Origin of the sequence: Nodosilinea sp. P-1105 (assembly GCF_012911975.1) — a bacterium.
In the GTDB taxonomy this organism is placed as follows: domain Bacteria; phylum Cyanobacteriota; class Cyanobacteriia; order Phormidesmidales; family Phormidesmidaceae; genus Nodosilinea.
The window spans coordinates 22,299-38,941 of record NZ_SMDQ01000019.1 but is presented as its reverse complement, the minus strand read 5'-3'; the positions used below and the strand labels follow the sequence as shown (position 1 = coordinate 38,941).

The 16,643-nt window shown below is 51.1% G+C and carries 17 protein-coding genes; 8 read left to right on the top strand and 9 right to left on the bottom strand.

Annotated elements, in window-relative coordinates:
* Window positions 1-42: 42 nt before the first annotated feature.
* Complete coding sequence (locus tag E1H13_RS10715) at window positions 43-318, bottom strand: hypothetical protein (protein ID WP_169613409.1); 276 nt, start codon at window positions 316-318, stop codon at window positions 43-45.
* A gap of 436 nt (window positions 319-754) precedes the next feature.
* Between E1H13_RS10715 and E1H13_RS10710 the strand changes: the two genes are divergently transcribed.
* The 3 genes from E1H13_RS10710 to E1H13_RS10700 all read left to right on the top strand — a co-directional run bounded on the left by E1H13_RS10710 (window position 755) and on the right by E1H13_RS10700 (window position 4,155).
* Window positions 755-1,750: a cytochrome c oxidase subunit II gene (locus tag E1H13_RS10710; RefSeq protein WP_169613408.1), complete on the top strand. Its 996-nt coding sequence runs from the start codon at window positions 755-757 to the stop codon at window positions 1,748-1,750.
* A 59-nt stretch (window positions 1,751-1,809) separates the two neighbouring features.
* Complete coding sequence (ctaD, locus tag E1H13_RS10705; RefSeq protein WP_169613407.1) at window positions 1,810-3,474, top strand: cytochrome c oxidase subunit I; 1,665 nt, start codon at window positions 1,810-1,812, stop codon at window positions 3,472-3,474.
* 75 nt (window positions 3,475-3,549) lie between these two features.
* Window positions 3,550-4,155: a heme-copper oxidase subunit III gene (locus E1H13_RS10700; protein ID WP_169613406.1), complete on the top strand. Its 606-nt coding sequence runs from the start codon at window positions 3,550-3,552 to the stop codon at window positions 4,153-4,155.
* Between the two features lie 327 nt (window positions 4,156-4,482).
* Here E1H13_RS10700 and E1H13_RS10695 read toward each other — a convergent pair whose 3' ends face one another.
* Window positions 4,483-5,835: an OB-fold nucleic acid binding domain-containing protein gene (locus E1H13_RS10695; protein WP_169613405.1), complete on the bottom strand. Its 1,353-nt coding sequence runs from the start codon at window positions 5,833-5,835 to the stop codon at window positions 4,483-4,485.
* 119 nt (window positions 5,836-5,954) lie between these two features.
* Window positions 5,955-6,386, bottom strand: coding sequence for a peptidylprolyl isomerase (locus E1H13_RS10690; protein WP_169613404.1), 432 nt, complete (start codon window positions 6,384-6,386; stop codon window positions 5,955-5,957).
* A gap of 438 nt (window positions 6,387-6,824) precedes the next feature.
* Between E1H13_RS10690 and E1H13_RS10685 the strand changes: the two genes are divergently transcribed.
* Together E1H13_RS10685 and E1H13_RS10680 are read left to right on the top strand one after the other, a co-directional pair.
* A complete protein-coding gene (locus E1H13_RS10685) occupies window positions 6,825-7,694 on the top strand; it encodes a TIGR02587 family membrane protein (RefSeq protein WP_169613403.1) in 870 nt (289 codons plus the stop codon).
* Window positions 7,694-8,125 carry a TIGR02588 family protein gene (locus E1H13_RS10680; RefSeq protein ID WP_169613402.1) on the top strand — a complete coding sequence of 144 codons (432 nt, stop codon included), beginning with the start codon at window positions 7,694-7,696 and terminating at the stop codon, window positions 8,123-8,125. The genes E1H13_RS10685 and E1H13_RS10680 overlap by 1 nt, the downstream gene beginning before the upstream one ends.
* Here the strand turns inward: E1H13_RS10680 and E1H13_RS10675 are convergent.
* A complete protein-coding gene (locus tag E1H13_RS10675) occupies window positions 8,122-9,021 on the bottom strand; it encodes a hypothetical protein (protein WP_169613401.1) in 900 nt (299 codons plus the stop codon). The genes E1H13_RS10680 and E1H13_RS10675 overlap by 4 nt on opposite strands.
* 233 nt (window positions 9,022-9,254) lie before the next feature.
* A complete protein-coding gene (locus E1H13_RS10670) occupies window positions 9,255-9,590 on the bottom strand; it encodes a YkvA family protein (RefSeq protein ID WP_169613400.1) in 336 nt (111 codons plus the stop codon).
* A 190-nt stretch (window positions 9,591-9,780) separates the two neighbouring features.
* Between E1H13_RS10670 and upp the strand changes: the two genes are divergently transcribed.
* The 3 genes from upp (at window position 9,781) to E1H13_RS10655 (ending at window position 11,354) form a co-directional block, all read left to right on the top strand.
* Window positions 9,781-10,431, top strand: coding sequence for a uracil phosphoribosyltransferase (gene upp / locus E1H13_RS10665; RefSeq protein WP_169613399.1), 651 nt, complete (start codon window positions 9,781-9,783; stop codon window positions 10,429-10,431).
* Window positions 10,432-10,640: 209 nt separating this feature from the next.
* Window positions 10,641-10,964: a hypothetical protein gene (locus tag E1H13_RS10660; RefSeq protein ID WP_169613398.1), complete on the top strand. Its 324-nt coding sequence runs from the start codon at window positions 10,641-10,643 to the stop codon at window positions 10,962-10,964.
* A 105-nt stretch (window positions 10,965-11,069) separates the two neighbouring features.
* Entirely contained in the window at window positions 11,070-11,354 is a 285-nt protein-coding gene (locus E1H13_RS10655; RefSeq protein WP_169613397.1) for a YggT family protein, read from the top strand.
* A gap of 152 nt (window positions 11,355-11,506) precedes the next feature.
* Here E1H13_RS10655 and E1H13_RS10650 read toward each other — a convergent pair whose 3' ends face one another.
* The 4 genes from E1H13_RS10650 to E1H13_RS10635 form a co-directional block, all read right to left on the bottom strand.
* A complete protein-coding gene (locus E1H13_RS10650) occupies window positions 11,507-11,959 on the bottom strand; it encodes a hypothetical protein (protein ID WP_169613396.1) in 453 nt (150 codons plus the stop codon).
* A gap of 138 nt (window positions 11,960-12,097) precedes the next feature.
* Entirely contained in the window at window positions 12,098-12,616 is a 519-nt protein-coding gene (locus tag E1H13_RS10645) for a hypothetical protein (RefSeq protein ID WP_169613395.1), read from the bottom strand.
* 532 nt (window positions 12,617-13,148) lie between these two features.
* Complete coding sequence (locus E1H13_RS10640) at window positions 13,149-13,970, bottom strand: NUDIX domain-containing protein (protein WP_169613394.1); 822 nt, start codon at window positions 13,968-13,970, stop codon at window positions 13,149-13,151.
* Window positions 13,971-14,210: 240 nt separating this feature from the next.
* Window positions 14,211-16,619 carry a hypothetical protein gene (locus E1H13_RS10635; protein ID WP_169613393.1) on the bottom strand — a complete coding sequence of 803 codons (2,409 nt, stop codon included), beginning with the start codon at window positions 16,617-16,619 and terminating at the stop codon, window positions 14,211-14,213.
* Window positions 16,620-16,643 lie beyond the last annotated feature (24 nt).

The window sequence follows — 16,643 nt, the reverse complement described above, 5'->3', positions numbered from 1 at the left end:
AGAAACCGGGTTTTTAGCCATACTCAGCCTGGCACTGTGGCCCTAAAACTGGCCAGTGATGCGCCGCTCGAATTCTTGGCGTACAGACTCTACGATCTCTACCGCCTCAGGGTATAGCTCGCCATGGTACTCCTTCAGCCAGGCCAGCAGGCGGCTAAATTGAGCATTGCGCAGCTCGAGATCGGCCTGAAAAATTGAGGCAGTGGCCATATGCTGAGCATAGTTGACCGGGTGCCCCTGCTGGACCAATTTTGCCGTCAATGCTACCAGCGCCTCTTTGCGGATATCGTCTTGGCCCGAAGCCGATGGAAAGTCCATGGTGCTACATCCCTTAACAACTACCTGTGCCACCGCCCATAGCTTGCCCATTGTCAGTCCTTACGCGGGGCTTGGTTACGAAAACAAAACATTTGCAAGGGACAGGCCATACCCTGACGTGCAGGCGCGATCGCCCCAACGCCCGCCGCTCCAACCGACAACTTTAGAATTGACAGACCAGTAGTTACAAAACTTCGTGATTTTCATGGTCAAAGATGGCAGAGTTGAAGCAAATCCAAAGTTTCTGCGATCCCCCTAATTATCGGCTTTAGGATGCGAGAAGCATGGCTGATGATTTTTTGGCCTCCGCAAGATAACCCCCTCTGGGTCTGCTCACCGTTTTGCCACAGGATAATGCCACGGTGGCCGCTCCAGACTATGGGGACTTTCGCGACTGATATTGAATACTTCTTTGCTTCTGTATGGGAGCCTAGCCATGAGCCAAATTCCCGCCCCTTTATTAACCCTGGTGATCGGTGTTGTGGTCACCCTTGTGAGCCTGTGGTACGGGCAAAACAACCACCTGCTACCGCTGCAAGCCTCGGAACAGGCCCCTCTGGTCGACGACCTATTTAACGTCATGATGACCATTGGCACGGCACTATTCATCGTGGTGCAGGGAACGATCATTTACTTTTTCATTCGATTTCGCCGCCCCAAGGGGGACGACACTGATGGCCTACCTGTGGAGGGTAATCTACCCCTAGAAGCCTTCTGGACCGCTATTCCTGCCGTGATTGTGGTCGGTCTAGGGATTTACAGCGTATCGGTATTTCAGGAGATGGGCGGTTTTACCCCAGGTGGCCACCATGGTCACGGCACGATGGTGGCCCAAGCGCCCCAGAAAAACGTCATTGATGTGGGATCTCCCCTGCTGGCCCAAAGCGAAGCAGAAGACAGCGTTTATACCAACGTCCAGGTGTATGGGTTTGGGGCTTCCTCGTTGAAGGAGGTTCGTGCGCCAGATGTAACGGTTAATGTGACGGGTATGCAGTACGCCTGGATTTTCCGCTATCCCGATACGGGCATTACCGATGGGGAACTGCATGTGCCAGTGGGGCAGGATGTGCAACTGATGATCGAAGCCCAGGATGTGATTCATTCCTTTTGGGTACCCCAGTTTCGGCTGAAGCAAGACGCCCTGCCAGGACAAACCGCTGAGCTCAGATTTGTCGCCACCCGGGAAGGGACCTATCCAGTAGTCTGCGCTGAGCTATGCGGTGCCTACCACGGGGCCATGCGCACCCAGGTGATTGTCCATTCTGTGGAAGACTATGCCGACTGGGTGGCCAGTCGGGTGGCCCAGGCACCCTCTGGCGATGCCGCTGTGGCCACATCCCGCACCGATGCCGAGTACCTGGCCACCGCCACTCAAGCGATGCCAGTGGATCCGACGCAGTTGGCTCAATTGGCTGACCCAGTCAAGCCTTAGGCCTGGTCTAGATTGACTGACCTGCTCACTTTGATCGTTGATGTTTTAATTGCTTCTTTATGGCTCAAGCAGACCTGCAAGTGAATCGCCCTGAGGCCCCAGCCGGCCATGGCCACCCCGAAAAGTGGAAGTGGTACGACTATTTCACCTTTAATGTGGATCACAAGGTGATTGGCATTCAATACCTGGTGACCTCATTTTTGTTCTACCTGGTTGGGGGCTTTATGGCGGTGCTGATGCGCACCGAGTTGGCCACCCCAGATTCTGACTTTCTTAGCCCTGATCTCTACAATGCTTTTTTGACCAACCACGGCACGATCATGATCTTCCTGTGGATTGTGCCAGCGGCGATTGGTGGCTTTGGCAACTACCTGATTCCGCTGATGATTGGGGCCCGGGATATGGCCTTCCCCAAGCTCAACGCCCTGGCCTTTTGGCTGAACCCGCCAGCGGGGGCCTTGCTGCTGGGCAGCTTTTACTTTGGCGGTGCCCAGGCGGGCTGGACCTCCTATCCACCCCTGAGCGAAATTACTGCCAACGCGGCCCAAACCATGTGGATTCTGGCGATTGTAATGGTGGGGACATCGTCGATTTTGGGGTCGGTCAACTTTTTGGTGACGATCTGGAAAATGCGGGTACCCAGCATGGCCTGGGATCAGATTCCCCTGTTTTGCTGGGCCATGGTGGCCACTTCACTGCTGGCCTTGTTTTCTACGCCAGTGCTGGCGGCGGGGTTGATTCTGCTCTTGTTTGACATCAACTTCGGTACCTCCTTCTTTAAGCCGGATGCCGGGGGTAATGTGGTGGTGTATCAGCACCTGTTCTGGTTCTACTCTCACCCGGCAGTGTATCTGATGATTTTGCCCATCTTTGGCATTATGTCGGAGGTGATTCCGGTGCACGCCCGCAAGCCAATTTTTGGTTATAAGGCGATCGCCTACTCGTCGTTAACTATCTGCCTGGTGGGGCTGTTTGTGTGGGTGCACCACATGTTTACCAGTGGCACCCCCCCCTGGATGCGAATTTTCTTTACCATTTCGACGCTGATTGTAGCGGTGCCCACGGGCATCAAAATCTTTAGCTGGACGGCCACCCTATGGGGGGGCAAAATTCGCTACACCACCGCTATGCTGTTTGCCGTCGGGTTGCTGTTGATGTTTGTGTTCGGTGGCCTCAGTGGCGTTACCCTGGGGGCGGCTCCCTTCGACATTCACGTGCATGACACCTACTACGTGGTGGGCCACTTCCACTACGTGTTGTTTGGCGGCTCTGTGTTCGGTATCTATGCCGGGGTGTACCACTGGTTCCCGAAAATCACGGGCCGGATGCTGAACGAGCCCCTGGGCAAAGTTCACTTTGTACTCACTTTCATTGGCACCATTCTCACCTTTACTCCCATGCACTCCCTCGGGATGCAGGGGATGCCGCGGCGGGTAGCAATGTATGACCCTCAGTTTCAAGGACTCAACCAACTGGTGACCGTAGGGGCGTACATTCTGGCGGTATCGGTGATTCCGTTCTACTTCAATGTCATTTGGAGCTGGATGAAGGGGCCTAAGGCGGGTGGTAATCCCTGGAATGCCATGACCCTGGAATGGACCACCGCGTCACCGCCGATTATTGAAAACTGGGAGGTGTTGCCGGTGTTGACCCATGGCCCCTATGATTACGGCTTTGACCCCACAGCGGAGGCACCAGCTGAAGAGGCGATCGTGCCTAAATGATGATTGTTGAAACATGGGGGCAGACACACCGGACTGCCCCTACGGTCTTCTTTGTCCCTTACCCCCTGACTCACCATGCAAGGCGCAATTGACTCTAACCCAACGGCCACCCCGGCTGTGGCCCATGAAGAACACCAGGACCTGCGAGTGCTGGGGCTACTGACGTTTTTGGCCTCAGAGTTCCTGATGTTTGCCGGCTTCTTTGCGGTGTTTTTGGTGTTTCGCAGTGCGATCGCCGAGTGGCCCCCGGCAGAAACTGAAGTGGAGCTGCTCCTGCCGGGGATCAACACCATCATTCTGGTATCCAGCAGCTGGGTGATTAACCTGGGCACCAAGGCGATCAAGCAAAACGACCTGGCCGGGATGCGCAAATGGTTCGGGATCACAGCCGCCATGGGGGCGGTCTTCCTGGCAGGTCAGATTTATGAATACATGAATCTGGGCTACGGGCTCAAGACCAACCTGTTTAGCAACTGCTTTTACCTGATGACCGGGTTCCACGGAGCTCACGTCTTTATTGGGCTGGTGCTGATTTTGGGGGTGCTGTGGCGATCGCGCCGGGCCGGCCACTACAATGACGTGACCCATGTGGGGCCAGAGATGGCAGAAATCTACTGGCACTTCGTAGATGTGGTGTGGATTGTGCTGTTTTCGCTGATTTATCTGTTGACGCTGCTTTAGTGCAGCGTCAAGTCTTGAATTTAGGGTTAGCAGATGTAGAGATTTGGTGGCATCAAGGTCCGAAATCCCCTCCTTTGGAGGGGTAGGGGTGGGTCAAGCAAACCCGAAAAGACCCACCCTGCCCTCCGGGCACCCCTCCGTGGGAGGGGATCATAAGTCCTGATGTGTTGAAGCAATCTACCTGAAGATCAGAGGCTTTTGTAAAGCGCTTACTCTAATTTTTAGGCTTGACAGACCACTAGGCGGGCGGTGGACAGTTTCCGGCTAGCGGTTCACGGACCTAGCACCTGACACCTAACACCTAAAACCCGACCCCCGACCCCGACCTCAAGCGCTAATCAGGGGCGTAGCCTTCGCTTTAAAGTCTGCCTTGACCAGGGCATTCACCGCCGCTTCCGGGTCTTTGACCCGAAATTGTGCCCCTAGCCGCACAAACTGGCGCTGCTGGTTGGCCCCAATCACCGCAATGACTGGTACTCGGGCATATTTGGGATCATCCCCCTGGTTGCTGCGGATGACGTTGCGCAGGCGGTGCTGTTGTTCAATGTCTCCGGCGAGGCGTGGGTCCAATTCCACCATCACCATGCGCACGTCTTCAATCGGTTCAGCATCATCAATGATGAACTGCACCCGGTCGTCCCGGCGATCCACTTTGCCCCAGATCATCAGGCGTTTGTCGGCGACAATGTGCTGACCAATCCGTTCAAAGGATTTGGGAAAGACGACGGCTTCTGCCTGGCCGGTTAGGTCTTCCAGTTGGACAATGGCCATGCGATCGCCCTTTTTGGTGATCACCGGCTTTACCCCGGCCAGGATGATGATGGCACTGAGGGTGACATTGTCGGGTTGCTCGTGCAGTTCGCTGAGGTTGATGGGGGCCAAAATGCGAGCGGGGCGTTGTACCGACTTAAGGGGATGATCGGAAATGTAGAACCCGAGCAGCTCTTTTTCCTGGCGCAGCTTTTCTTGGGGATCAAAATCGGCCACCAGGGGCGCTTTAGGGGCGGTTTCATAGCCAGCGGCGGGGGATGCCGCCTGGCTGTCGCCACTGCCCATGATCACGTCGAACAGGTTGCCCTGGCCAATTTCTCGGTCTTTGGCCCGCCCCTGGGCCCAGTCAATTACTAAGCTTAGGTCTTGGACCAACTGATTGCGGTTCGGGTCGATGGTATCCAGGGCTCCGCTAAGGATCAAGGCCTCTAGGGCACGGCGGTTAACTGAATGGAGATCGACGCGATCGCATAATTCCGCCAGGGACTGAAACGGCCCATCCGCTTCTCGGTTTTTCAGAATACATTCGATCGCCCCTAGCCCCACATTTCGCACCGCCGATAGGCCAAACAAAATACTCTTGCCCTCGGGGGTAAAGTCTACCAGGGAGCGGTTGATATCGGGTGGCAGCACCTCAATGCCCATGGCGATGCAGTTGGCAATGTGCATTTGCACCTTGTCCTGGTCACCGCTGTTAGAGGTCAACAGCGCCGCCATGTACTCGACCGGGTAATTAGCCTTCAGGTAGGCGGTCTGAAAGGTGACAAAGCCGTAGGCGGTGGAGTGGGATTTGTTAAAGCAGTTGGCCGCCACCTGCCCGTTGGCCAGCAAGAAGTTGTGGTCTTGGGCCACCCCGACATCGTAGACGGGTTGGACTCCTAAGGATTGGCGGCTGACAATTTTGGCCATGGTGGTGACGCTCTGGTGTCTATATGCAGCTATAGCTACTTACTCTATAGCCTATGGTGGGTATGCGGCACCGCTCACAGCTAGCAAAATTCCTACAATCATGAGCGGCGCCTACAGCCCTAGCTGGCAATATCCAACAGCTCGATATCAAAAATCAGCTTTTCCCCCGCCAGCGGATGATTTGCATCTAGGGTGACCTCAGCATCTGAGAGTTCTGTCACTAGCACAGGTAACAGTTGCCCCTGGGGACCACGCAATTGGAGTTGCACGCCGACATCAAGGGGAATATCCTCGGGGATTTGGGTGCGTTCGACCACCATCACCATTTCGTCCCGGTGAGGACCATAGGCGGCTTCCGCATCAATCACCTCTGTTTTAGAGTCGCCGGGGGTCATACCCATGACAGCCGCTTCAAATCCAGGAATCACCTGGCCACCGCCCAGGGAAAATTGCAGTGGGTCGCGATCGCGAGATGAGTCGAATACCGTACCATCTTCTAGTTTGCCAGTGTAGTGAATGGAGACGTTGTCGCCTAATTTTGCTTGAGTCATAACAAATGTCCTTGGCATTTACCGCAATTTGTTGTCTTGTTTACGCTAACGAATGTTTTGTGGAAATCTGTAGATGCTGAGGTTTTTATAAGATTTCAAACTCTATCCACCCATCCACCCCCTCGCACCATTCTCCACCAGGGCGGACACCCAGGTCGTATCTGAAGAACGAAAAAAGAAGAACGTAGGGCGTAGCCCGTGCGTAGCAAAGCGAAGAATCCAAAATCCAAAATCCAAAATTTCCCCACCACCCCATCCCTCCCCAGGGCGGACACCCAGGTCCGCCCCTACCCATCTACCCGCCCCCTCATCCCCCTGCCTTCCCCACCTCTCCCACCTTCCCATTCCTCGCCAGGGCGGACACCCAGGTCCGCCCCTACGCATCCCCCCATCCCCCCATCCCCCCATCCCCCCATCCCCCCATCCCCCCACCTCCCCATGCCTCACCCCACTCCCTGGCGCACCGAATTACAAGCTATCCTGCGGGGCATTGCTGGCGGCTTCTTATTCGGCATTCCGCTGCTGTATACCGTGGAAGTCTGGGCGATCGGGTCGGCAACGGATCCCCGATGGTTATTGGTGGTGCTGGGGTTGACCCTGCTGGTGGTTTGGTTGCTCACCCAGGTGGAGGGGTTTCGGCAAACCCTGGCCCTCCGCCCCCTGGAAGCGATTCTGGAAACGATTGAAGCTGTGGGGATTGGTGTTCTGTGTGCGGCCCTGGCCCTACTCTTGCTACGGCGGATTACCCTGGCTACGCCGCTGCCCGAGGCCACGGGCAAACTGGTGTTTGAGTCTGTACCCTTTTCGCTGGGTGTGGCGTTGGCCCGATCGACCTTTCAAACTAAGCGAAGTCGCGATCGCCGCACTACGGCCCCCCTATCTCGACGGCTGACCTCCCCGACCCTGGCGAAGGTGCGCGACACCCTGGTGGACCTAGATGCCACCCTGATTGGAGCGGTGCTGATTGGCTTGAGCATTGCCCCCACCGAAGAGGTACCCCTGGTGGCCGCGTCGCTGCCGCCCCTGTGGTTGTTGCTGGTGATGGCGGCATCGTTAGTGCTGTCTTATACGATTGTGTTTGCCTCTGGGTTTACCGACCGCACCGAACGGCTGCAACGAGGGCTTTTGCTCAGCCCGCCCACGGAAACCCTGGTCGCTTATGTGGTAGCCCTGGCGGTCTCAGCCATTATGCTGGTAATGTTTCAGCAGCTCAGCCCCAGCGACCCCTGGCAAGAGTGGCTCAGTGATATTTTAGTCTTAGGCCTACCGGCCTCCATTGGCGGAGCGGCAGGGCGTATCCTAATCTAATGGGCATCGACAATCCTCCCCCCAATTCATCCCAGGCTTCTACCACCGGGCAACCCCAACGGTCTATGGCCGAGTGGGTGACGTTTATCGGGGCGACTGTGATCTTATTAACCCTCGTGGGGGTGATTATCTATGACTGGCAGGTGAACCAAGATCGCCCCCCTGCCTTTAATGTCGTTGTCGCTGAGTCGATTCGGATTACCGATGGTCGCTACTATGTACCCTTTGTGATTACCAATACCGGCGGGCGCATCGCCAATGGGGTGCAGGTGATTGCCGAACTGGACATTCCCGGTCAAGGTGAAGAAACGGGCGAACAGCAAATTGATTTTTTGTCAGGGCACGAACAAAAAGAGGGCAGCTTTGTGTTTAACCACGATCCCCATCGTGGTGACTTGGTGGTGCGGGTGGCCAGTTACCGACTCCCCTAGACCATCACCTCGGCGGGCTGAAAGGCGCGGCAGGCCAGAACCGGTGAGGTATCAATTCCCCGCATTGGACATTGAGTTTGTTGGCAAATGTGGCAATTGACTTGCAAGGCTGATTCCATCCCCCGTTGCCTGAACAAGCTAACGTTTTGGCGAATATAGCCTTCAATTTCTAGCTCAGTCAGGTCATCGGCCATCAATAGGGCCTGCCCCGTGCCCAGGGTTTGACGGGTGCGGTTGATCTGGGCCAGGTTGTCGCAAAAGCTCTGGTGGGGCATATGGACGAGCACGGGCAGTTGGCGGGGTTCGCTGCGAAAGCCCTCTGGCCGCTCGTAGGCGTAATAGTCTTTGAACTGGAGGGTGACAGTGCCGTCGGCAAAACAGCGGGTGCGGATGGATCGTTGGAAAGGAACCGTCAGAAACCCATCAGGATCAAGGGTGTACCACCAGGATTTGTGCCAGGCCTGGGACGGTAAGTGTAAAATGTGGTGAATTTGGTCTGGGTCGAACCCAGCCCGGGCCAGGATCTCGACTGCGGTCGAGATCGGCACATTCTGAGCCAGGGTCGTCAGGTCAGAGTGACAGGTGGTGATGGCCTGGTACTGGGTGTGGGTATGCACCGTTGGTGCTGGGGGCGCGTCAGGATAGGATCCAGCCAGCACACAGCTGATATGTTCGAACTTCAGTACCGCATCAATCCGCCCCTGGCCCATGGGTACCCCCACATCCACGGTGACAGTGCCCACTTCATGGGGATGCACCAAGGCTGGCAAGCTGTCGGTCAACAGCGATCGCAGAAAGCTTTCATCCGCCACCGCCAAGGCCAATTGGGCCTCCTGATAGGCTGGGGGTGGCTGGGGCTGAGTAGGCAGAGCCGAGGCGAGAGCAGCGTTAACCATGGGAAAACTCGCCGAAAGTGTACAGGGCGATCGCGTCAAGGGCTAGGGCTATGGATGTCCCTACTGAAATATCGGGTGGCCGCATGGACGGGCCGGGGATATAGCCTCCCTATTCTCCTCGTTCTACCAAGACACTCCAAGCCTCAGGGCCAGCTGCCTGAAAACGTTGCACAGGTTTGTAGATCGCAATAAACAGGCTACGGTTTGTTGCAGTTTATGCCTAAGTCTTACAATCACATCGCCACAGCATCCACATCAATCGTCGAGGCCGCCGTGGTTGTGGCATCTTCCTTAGCAGAGTCCATTGAGCTGGCCTTGGGCTTTGGGTTCGTCAGATCAGCTTCGCGCCGTCGCCGTTCCAGCAACATTTGGGTGACCTCAGTCAGGGCCAGGGTGACCACTAATCCATCATCTAGCCAGCCAATCACCGGAATAAAGCTGGGAATCAGATCAATGGGGGTGGCGACGTAGGCCAGGGTGCCTAACAGAACCAGCCAACGATACTTAGAATGACGGATTAGCCGCCGGTACCAGCTCAAGAATGATTTAATAAAAAACGTTTTTGCCATGCCGATCTCCTCTGGCGAACGTTTCCATTGTCCCAGGGGCCAGGATCTGGCGCAGGTGTGGCTTCCCCTTGGAAAAGCCTGGTTTTCACACCGACCTGACCGTATCGTAAATGCCGTAACAGAGTATGATGTGGCAAATTTGCCTATACTCACTCGTCCACTACTGACGTTCGATCAACCCCTAAAGGTCATGGCTCCACAACTGCGTATTTTCGTGCCGCCCCATCCGTTGATTCAGCACTGGCTGGGGGTAGCTCGCGATGCTGACACCCCTGATCCCCTGTTTCGTTCTGCCATGGAGGAACTGGGGCGCTGGCTGGCCTACGAGGCCACTCGGGAGTGGCTGCCTACGATGGAGACCACGGTGAATACGCCCCTGGGACCGGCTCCTGCCACCTTTGTGAATCCCGATGTGCCCACCCTGGTGATACCGATTTTACGAGCCGGTCTAGCCCTGATGCCAGGTATTCAAGCCTTGGTGCCCCTCGCCTCGGTCTACCACATGGGGTTTGTGCGCAATGAAACCACCCTGGAGGCCAGCTGCTACTTGAACAAACTACCCGACCAGTTGGATCCCCGGACTCGGGTAATCATTAGCGAGCCGATGCTGGCCACGGGCGGTACGATTATGGCGATGATGGCTGAGCTCACCCAGCGGGGGATAGACCCCGCCGCCGTGCGGATCATTTCCATCGTCACCTCCCCCCCCGCCCTACAAAAGTTAGCGGCCACCTATCCCAGTGTCACCATTTTTGCAGCCGCCATTGACGAGGTGGTGAACGACAACGGATTCATCGTGCCGGGTTTGGGGGATGCTGGCGATCGCACCTTTGGTACCTAACACCGGTTCCCTAAATCGCCTTCCCACCCTAAAGGTTTAAGATCTAACTAAGCTTTGGCGCAGACAGGACAACATCCGTCAAAATAGATAAGGCCGTAATCGATCAAGTTTGGTGACGGTCAGTCTCAACGGCTGACTCATCACACCCCTTAGGGTCATTCTGGCCGGTCAACCCACAAAGCAGGCGATAAACACACGGGTAAGCACCTATGAGTCAACAAGACAATTTCGTCGGCGGTTTTTTGCTCGGCACCCTGGTCGGCGGAGCGCTGGGGGGCGTTGTCGGGGCCCTAGCCGCCTCTCGTATGCAGTCTGCTGATCGGGCCAAAACATCCCTGCCAAAGGCCGATCAACCCCTTGGGTTTGGAGAGTTTGAGGACTTAGATGAAGAGAGTATGGAAGCAGCTCGCCTGGGCTTAGAAGTCAAGATCGCCCAGCTGAATGATGCGATCGATGAGGTGCGTCAACAGCTAGGGGGGATCAACGGCCACCCTGAGCATCCTTGGGAAAGCCCGTCTCGGGTTGATTCCTAGCACATCTAGCCCAAAGCTAACAGATGCAGCAATCCGTTACACTTTAACTGACAGCTGCTAATTATCCATGTATTGTTGGTAACGACTACTGCCGAGGTTTCTGCGATGGACATATTGGTACAAACCCTGACGACGTTTTTGTCGATTTATACGGTCCTGCTGATTATTCGCATCTTGCTGAGCTGGTTCCCGAATGTGGACTGGTTTAGTCCGCCATTCTCGGTACTCAGCCAGCTTACGGATCCCTATCTGAATATTTTCCGTTCCATCATCCCCCCCTTGGGCGGGATTGATCTGTCGCCGATTCTGGCCTTCTTGCTACTGTCGTTTGTACGTCAAGGGTTGGTGGCGATCGCAGTGGCCGCTTCATCTTCCTACGCCTACTTTTAGACGCGCGCTCCTAACTGGCTCCTGACTTCTAAGTATTGGTTATCGCTGTAGGAGGGTCCTGCCTCTGAGTTAATGCCTAGAGGCAGTTTTTTGACCTAGGGAAATGTGGAGGGTAAGGCATCACCAGTAGATGAGCCACTTGAGGGCAAGTCTCACTTGGAACGTTCAACCCTCGCATAGATTTCGACTGTAACCTCTTCCGTGTAACCCGTAATTAATGAAGGCCAGTCTAGCGCCCCAACCCGCAATACAGCTCCAATCCGGTAAATCGTTTTTGGCCGAAGTCCAATCGATAATGGTGTTCCCAGATTAATCGTTGGCTCGTAAATTAGTACGTCTGGTCTGGTATTAACCTGAATGCTGCCTAAAATAGTGCCAGTTTCAGGACTCAAAGGCTTGGTGTAAAATTCCACCTGAATAGCTGGGGCCAGGGGCATCAATGCGATCGCCCCTGGCCCGGAAAACTCTACTATCACTTTCAGTGAGAATGGCTGATGGCTTTGCAAAACCGTCTCAGAAAAAGGGGGGTTAGCATCGTTAGTGAAGACAGTCAGTTGGGATAATCGGCAAGCAATAGGACCAACGTTGATGTGAGAATCGCTCATGGGGCCGTGAGTAGACGCGAGTAAAGCCAGAAGCCTGCCGCTTGGACGGAACTCCATGAAGCATCATACTACTGTAAATGGCAGAGGTCTCCTCAGACGGCTGTTATTGAGCGATAGCTAGAGTGTTCCAGGAGCTATCTAAAGCAAGTCGTTTAGCCCTTGTACCGTTGAGCAATCTCGGTTGTCCATAATCTGCTTGTAGGTGGCTACAATCTCAGTCGCTACTTTAACCTCTAATTCAGCCGCGGCTGCGCGAGTACCGCAAGACCGATACAGGTCAGGATAGCGGTTAGGACTAAAAACTGTTTTAGCAACATCCTCAAACAAAGCCTGATCTATCCCCTGGCTGTCTCTTGCTTGACTGGAGCTATCAACAATAGCGTCATTGAGGGGATGAATGGGTGAGGCGTTGTTGCTGGATGGAGCGCTGTGAAGACTAGCAGATAGGCTAAATCTTAGCCCGAGGGTTGGATGGCTAGAGGAGGTGGATGGCAGTTGAGGTTCTCCGCCAGGAATCACGTTCTGGTCATAGGCTACTTCTCCCAACCGTTGCACCGAGATAGTTATAGGACAACCAGTGATATCTGCTGTGAGTTGGGTATGGGCCAAAAGCCGAGCAAAAACTCGAGACGGATAGACGGTCGGATCGATATCCATAAGGCAAGGCAGGTGAGAGAACTACACAGTTAGGGGAGCTGGTAGGCTTATGCAGCTTAACCCTTCGATCAAGTCGTTAATGCCTCAATCAATGCTAGGTATCTTATCGCTTCTCGTGTAAGTAGACTACCCAAACAGGTATCATCGTAAGGCGAAACATTTCCTGTCAAGGAATCTAGAAGCCAGGAGCTAGAAGCTTCTCACAGCGCCACTCCTAGCTTCTAACTCCTAAATTCCAAGCCCTACAGTTGTCCCGGCTTACACGCATAAGTACATGGACATAATTACTGACTGATCCTTGATCCGGCCTTCGACTCCGCTCAGACCTTGTCGCTAGTTGAGCGGAGTCGAAACCAGCAACGTTGAACTCTTTTTTGTGCTGGTTGACAACCGCTGCAGTCCACACAGTAAGCTGATGATCTCAGGGGAAGATCTCTCGGGCTAACTGACAAAACTTTAGAAGTTGATTGAAACGAAAAGGTTTTCAGGCAGACTAAACGCAGTTCCTGAAACTTTTCATAATCGAGGCTACTCACAGTAAGTCGAGCTTACCCATGTCCCTTAAAATCCTTTCATATGTTATTTCTACATCATGGAAAGTGAAACTTTCTCCCCTTTTTTGAGCCAATGCAATTTCTCGCTTAAATTTCCTGAAGGAAATCCACTGGACAACATACTTTTCCCTAAGACTTGGCATTTCATCAAAAGTTGTACATACATATACGAAATCATAATGCTGCGATATAGCTTCACCTCCTTTCCCTCTCAAATGCTCACTTGACTCAATTTGAACCTGATAAGGTTTAGGAACCATCCTGGTTTCCTCATAGGTGACTTCTGAGAATTCTGGCCAGAAATCATAGGATCTTCTGGCAAGTCCTAATTCTTCGGAAATGATTCTTTCCACGGCTTCATGGGGGAACTCATTTGGCTCTAGACGAGTACCACAGGGGATCCATCTATTGTCATACTGAGGACGCTGAATGATTGCTAAGTTGCCTTGACTATCAAGCAGATACACCAGGTTTGCGTATCGACTTTCAGAAATTTCCTTGATTTCCTTTTTTATACTTTTTAGTTCATCCTTGAACTCCTGAAGTGTAATCTTCAGAGAGCCAAGTTCAAACTCTTTCGCCCAGGGTATGATTGCAGCGATGAACGAAATTGAAAACCAGTAAATAGCTTGACTGCTCAAGGTTTCTTTTGCATCAGGTGAGAAAAGTGAATGCAATACTACGGCAAAAGAGAAAGCGGAGAAAAATAATGATAACCATCTTAAGGCTAACTGAGGCTTTTTCTCTGCCTTGGTAGTTTCAGCACTGCTTGCAGAAGTCTTACTAGAATTTGAAAACATAAGTAACTCATCTTCACCTAATTATTATAAGAAAATACTGATTAAGTCCAGCTCGGGATCTGGAGTTCTCCCATAGACAGCACTCCAGAACTGGACTTGGAGGTGGGTTAGAACAAAAATCACTCAATTTTATCTGGTAATTAGGTGCTTATTTGCTCTATTTCGACGCCATCAAACTAAGGGATGCTAAGGCTTTTCAAACTTGAGTCAGTCAACCAGAAGCTAACGCATTATTTGCAGTTATACCAGTTTTTTGATTTCTATTTTTTTTAATAAGTTTAGTAGGCTCCTCTGCAATAAAGAAATCCTTATGTACGTTTCAGTAATATCCTGTAGTCGATTAGGCCTGGTTCGACCAGCAATTATCGCCTTAAAGACTGATAATCTAATCACCTCTAAATCTTTGATTGTGTTCTTTAAATTGCCAACGTTAACGCCAGAGTAGTGGCCTTTTATACTGGAGTGGTAATTCTTTAATCCATCAAAATGTCTTGATTTAAGTGAGTATTTCGCACATCTATACACCATTGAACAAAAATGCTTGTTGTCAGCCTGGGCCTTGTTTGCAGCAATTTCCCATTGCTGATAAGCCATATCAAATCTAGATTGCCAGGCATATATTAGTCCTAAATTCCAATTCAGATAATTCTCTTTAGGGCTTAAATCTATGGCTCTAAGCATCTGGTATTCGCAATGGCTAATAATCTCGCTTCGCTGTTCCTGATCTGTTTCTCTCTCAGTTAAGATATTGTCAAAAGTATAAAGTCTATCAAGAAATTGTAAAATTTTCTTGGCAACCAAAGACTGACTAAGAAATACTGATTCTTCAGTGATGAGATAAGCTATGTGAAACTTAAATGTTACGTGATTAGCAAGCAATTTTTGCTCAAATGAAACTATGAGAAATAGATTTGCCAGACTTATTCCACTGTGACAAGCGGATGATGGTTTGCTACAATAATATAGGCCCTTTTCAAACATGTAATGGGCTTTTCTAAAATCTTTTTCACAAAAATGAAATGTATTTTGATATAGATAAATAACTCCTAGGTTGTGATAACTTTTCCAAAAGTGTCGATCTATTTCAATTGCTTTATTGTAACTTTGAGATGCATCACTAAAGTCTCCTTTTTGACGCCAACAAATATTTCCAATCCCATTGTATGGATAAGCGAAAATCTTTGCCTTGTATTTTAGGCTCGCTGGCGGTGAGTTGCGTAGTCTGAGTTGATAAAGTAAGGAAAATAACTTGTATGTGAGATCATAATAGTGAAAAGTTAAATATTTTATCAGAACTTTGAACCAGTTATCGACTTCATTTCTGGATTTGGTTTGCTTACTTTTTTCATATTCGTCAATAGATCGTCGATAATGTAGTTCTGATTTCTCAGTTTTTTCCTGAGCCAAATAAACATTGCCGAGGGCATTGTAATAAAAACATAAATTGTTTGAATTCTGATCTAGTTTAAGCGCTTGTTTTATGGCCCTGCCTGCTTCTTCATGCTTATTCCTCAAAAGATATGATAAGCCAATTCTATAGAAGAAGTCAGCTAATGTCTCCGAATGGATATCGTGACAAGTTTCTAACCTCACATCTTTTTTTAAGGCTTGCTCTAGATGGTTATAGGCCTGGTCAAGTGCACTATCTATATTGGTTCTGAAGTACTGCTCAAAACAGGCTATAGCCTCTGTAATTTCCCTCAAAGCTTTCCATGTTCTAGCAGGAAGCTTTTTTTTGGGGATCAGGTCAAAGACTATCTTGTAGGCTAGCTCGCGAATCATATCTTCTGAAATAAACACTGTTCCCTGACAGTTTTCTTGTGTCGCTTTCCAGGCGCTGATTTTATTCCCATAGTCTATACGGGCGACTATTTCTTGAGTTCTTGGGTTAGTGCGAACGCTTCCTGAAATAATGCCGTTGACACCACCAAATGGCCATGCTCTTTTTATGCTAAGTAAGAATGAGCCCAGCGAAAGCTTGGCATTGCCAAACTCTATTGTGCCTAAGTCAGCTAATGCTTCGCCAAGATCATGTTCTAAAGAAGTCAAGGGAGGAAAATTTCTAAATTCCAATCTTAAGTTTATTTCATCAGAACTATCATCTTTGAACTCTCTGGGCATCATATGTATGCTTTTAATTCTATGAATTTCTTCTATAAGAAGATTGGCTAAAAATGAGCCCTGATTAACAGTATATTTTTTCTCTTGATGATTTGGGACTAAACTCTGATGCTCTGATGGGCCATAAATCACGTCAAAAGGCAAGATCACAATTCCTACCTTGTTATTAAAAAGCCAATATAAGGCAAAAGAAATAAGGCCAATCGAAAATATAATTCCTAGGGAACGTATTATGCTATTCAAATAGTCTAAATATTCAAGGCCTGATGATGTAGAGTCAAAAATCTCTGCTCCAATTAAATCTATCTCATGAATGAGTAAGATTACAAAAATAGTGAAAGTAAATAGGACTAACCATAATCCAAAGCCTTGTAGCAGTAGATGCTTAACCTTACTCCAGACACGACTTAAGCAGGTTGCTAGATATGGTTGTCTCTCTGATAAGAGTGTTGATATCAATAAGATAGCAACAATTAAAATATATACTCCAACAGGATTCTCAGCGATCCAGTAAAGAAAATTTCCCATGTCTGCTATGCCCACAATACACGA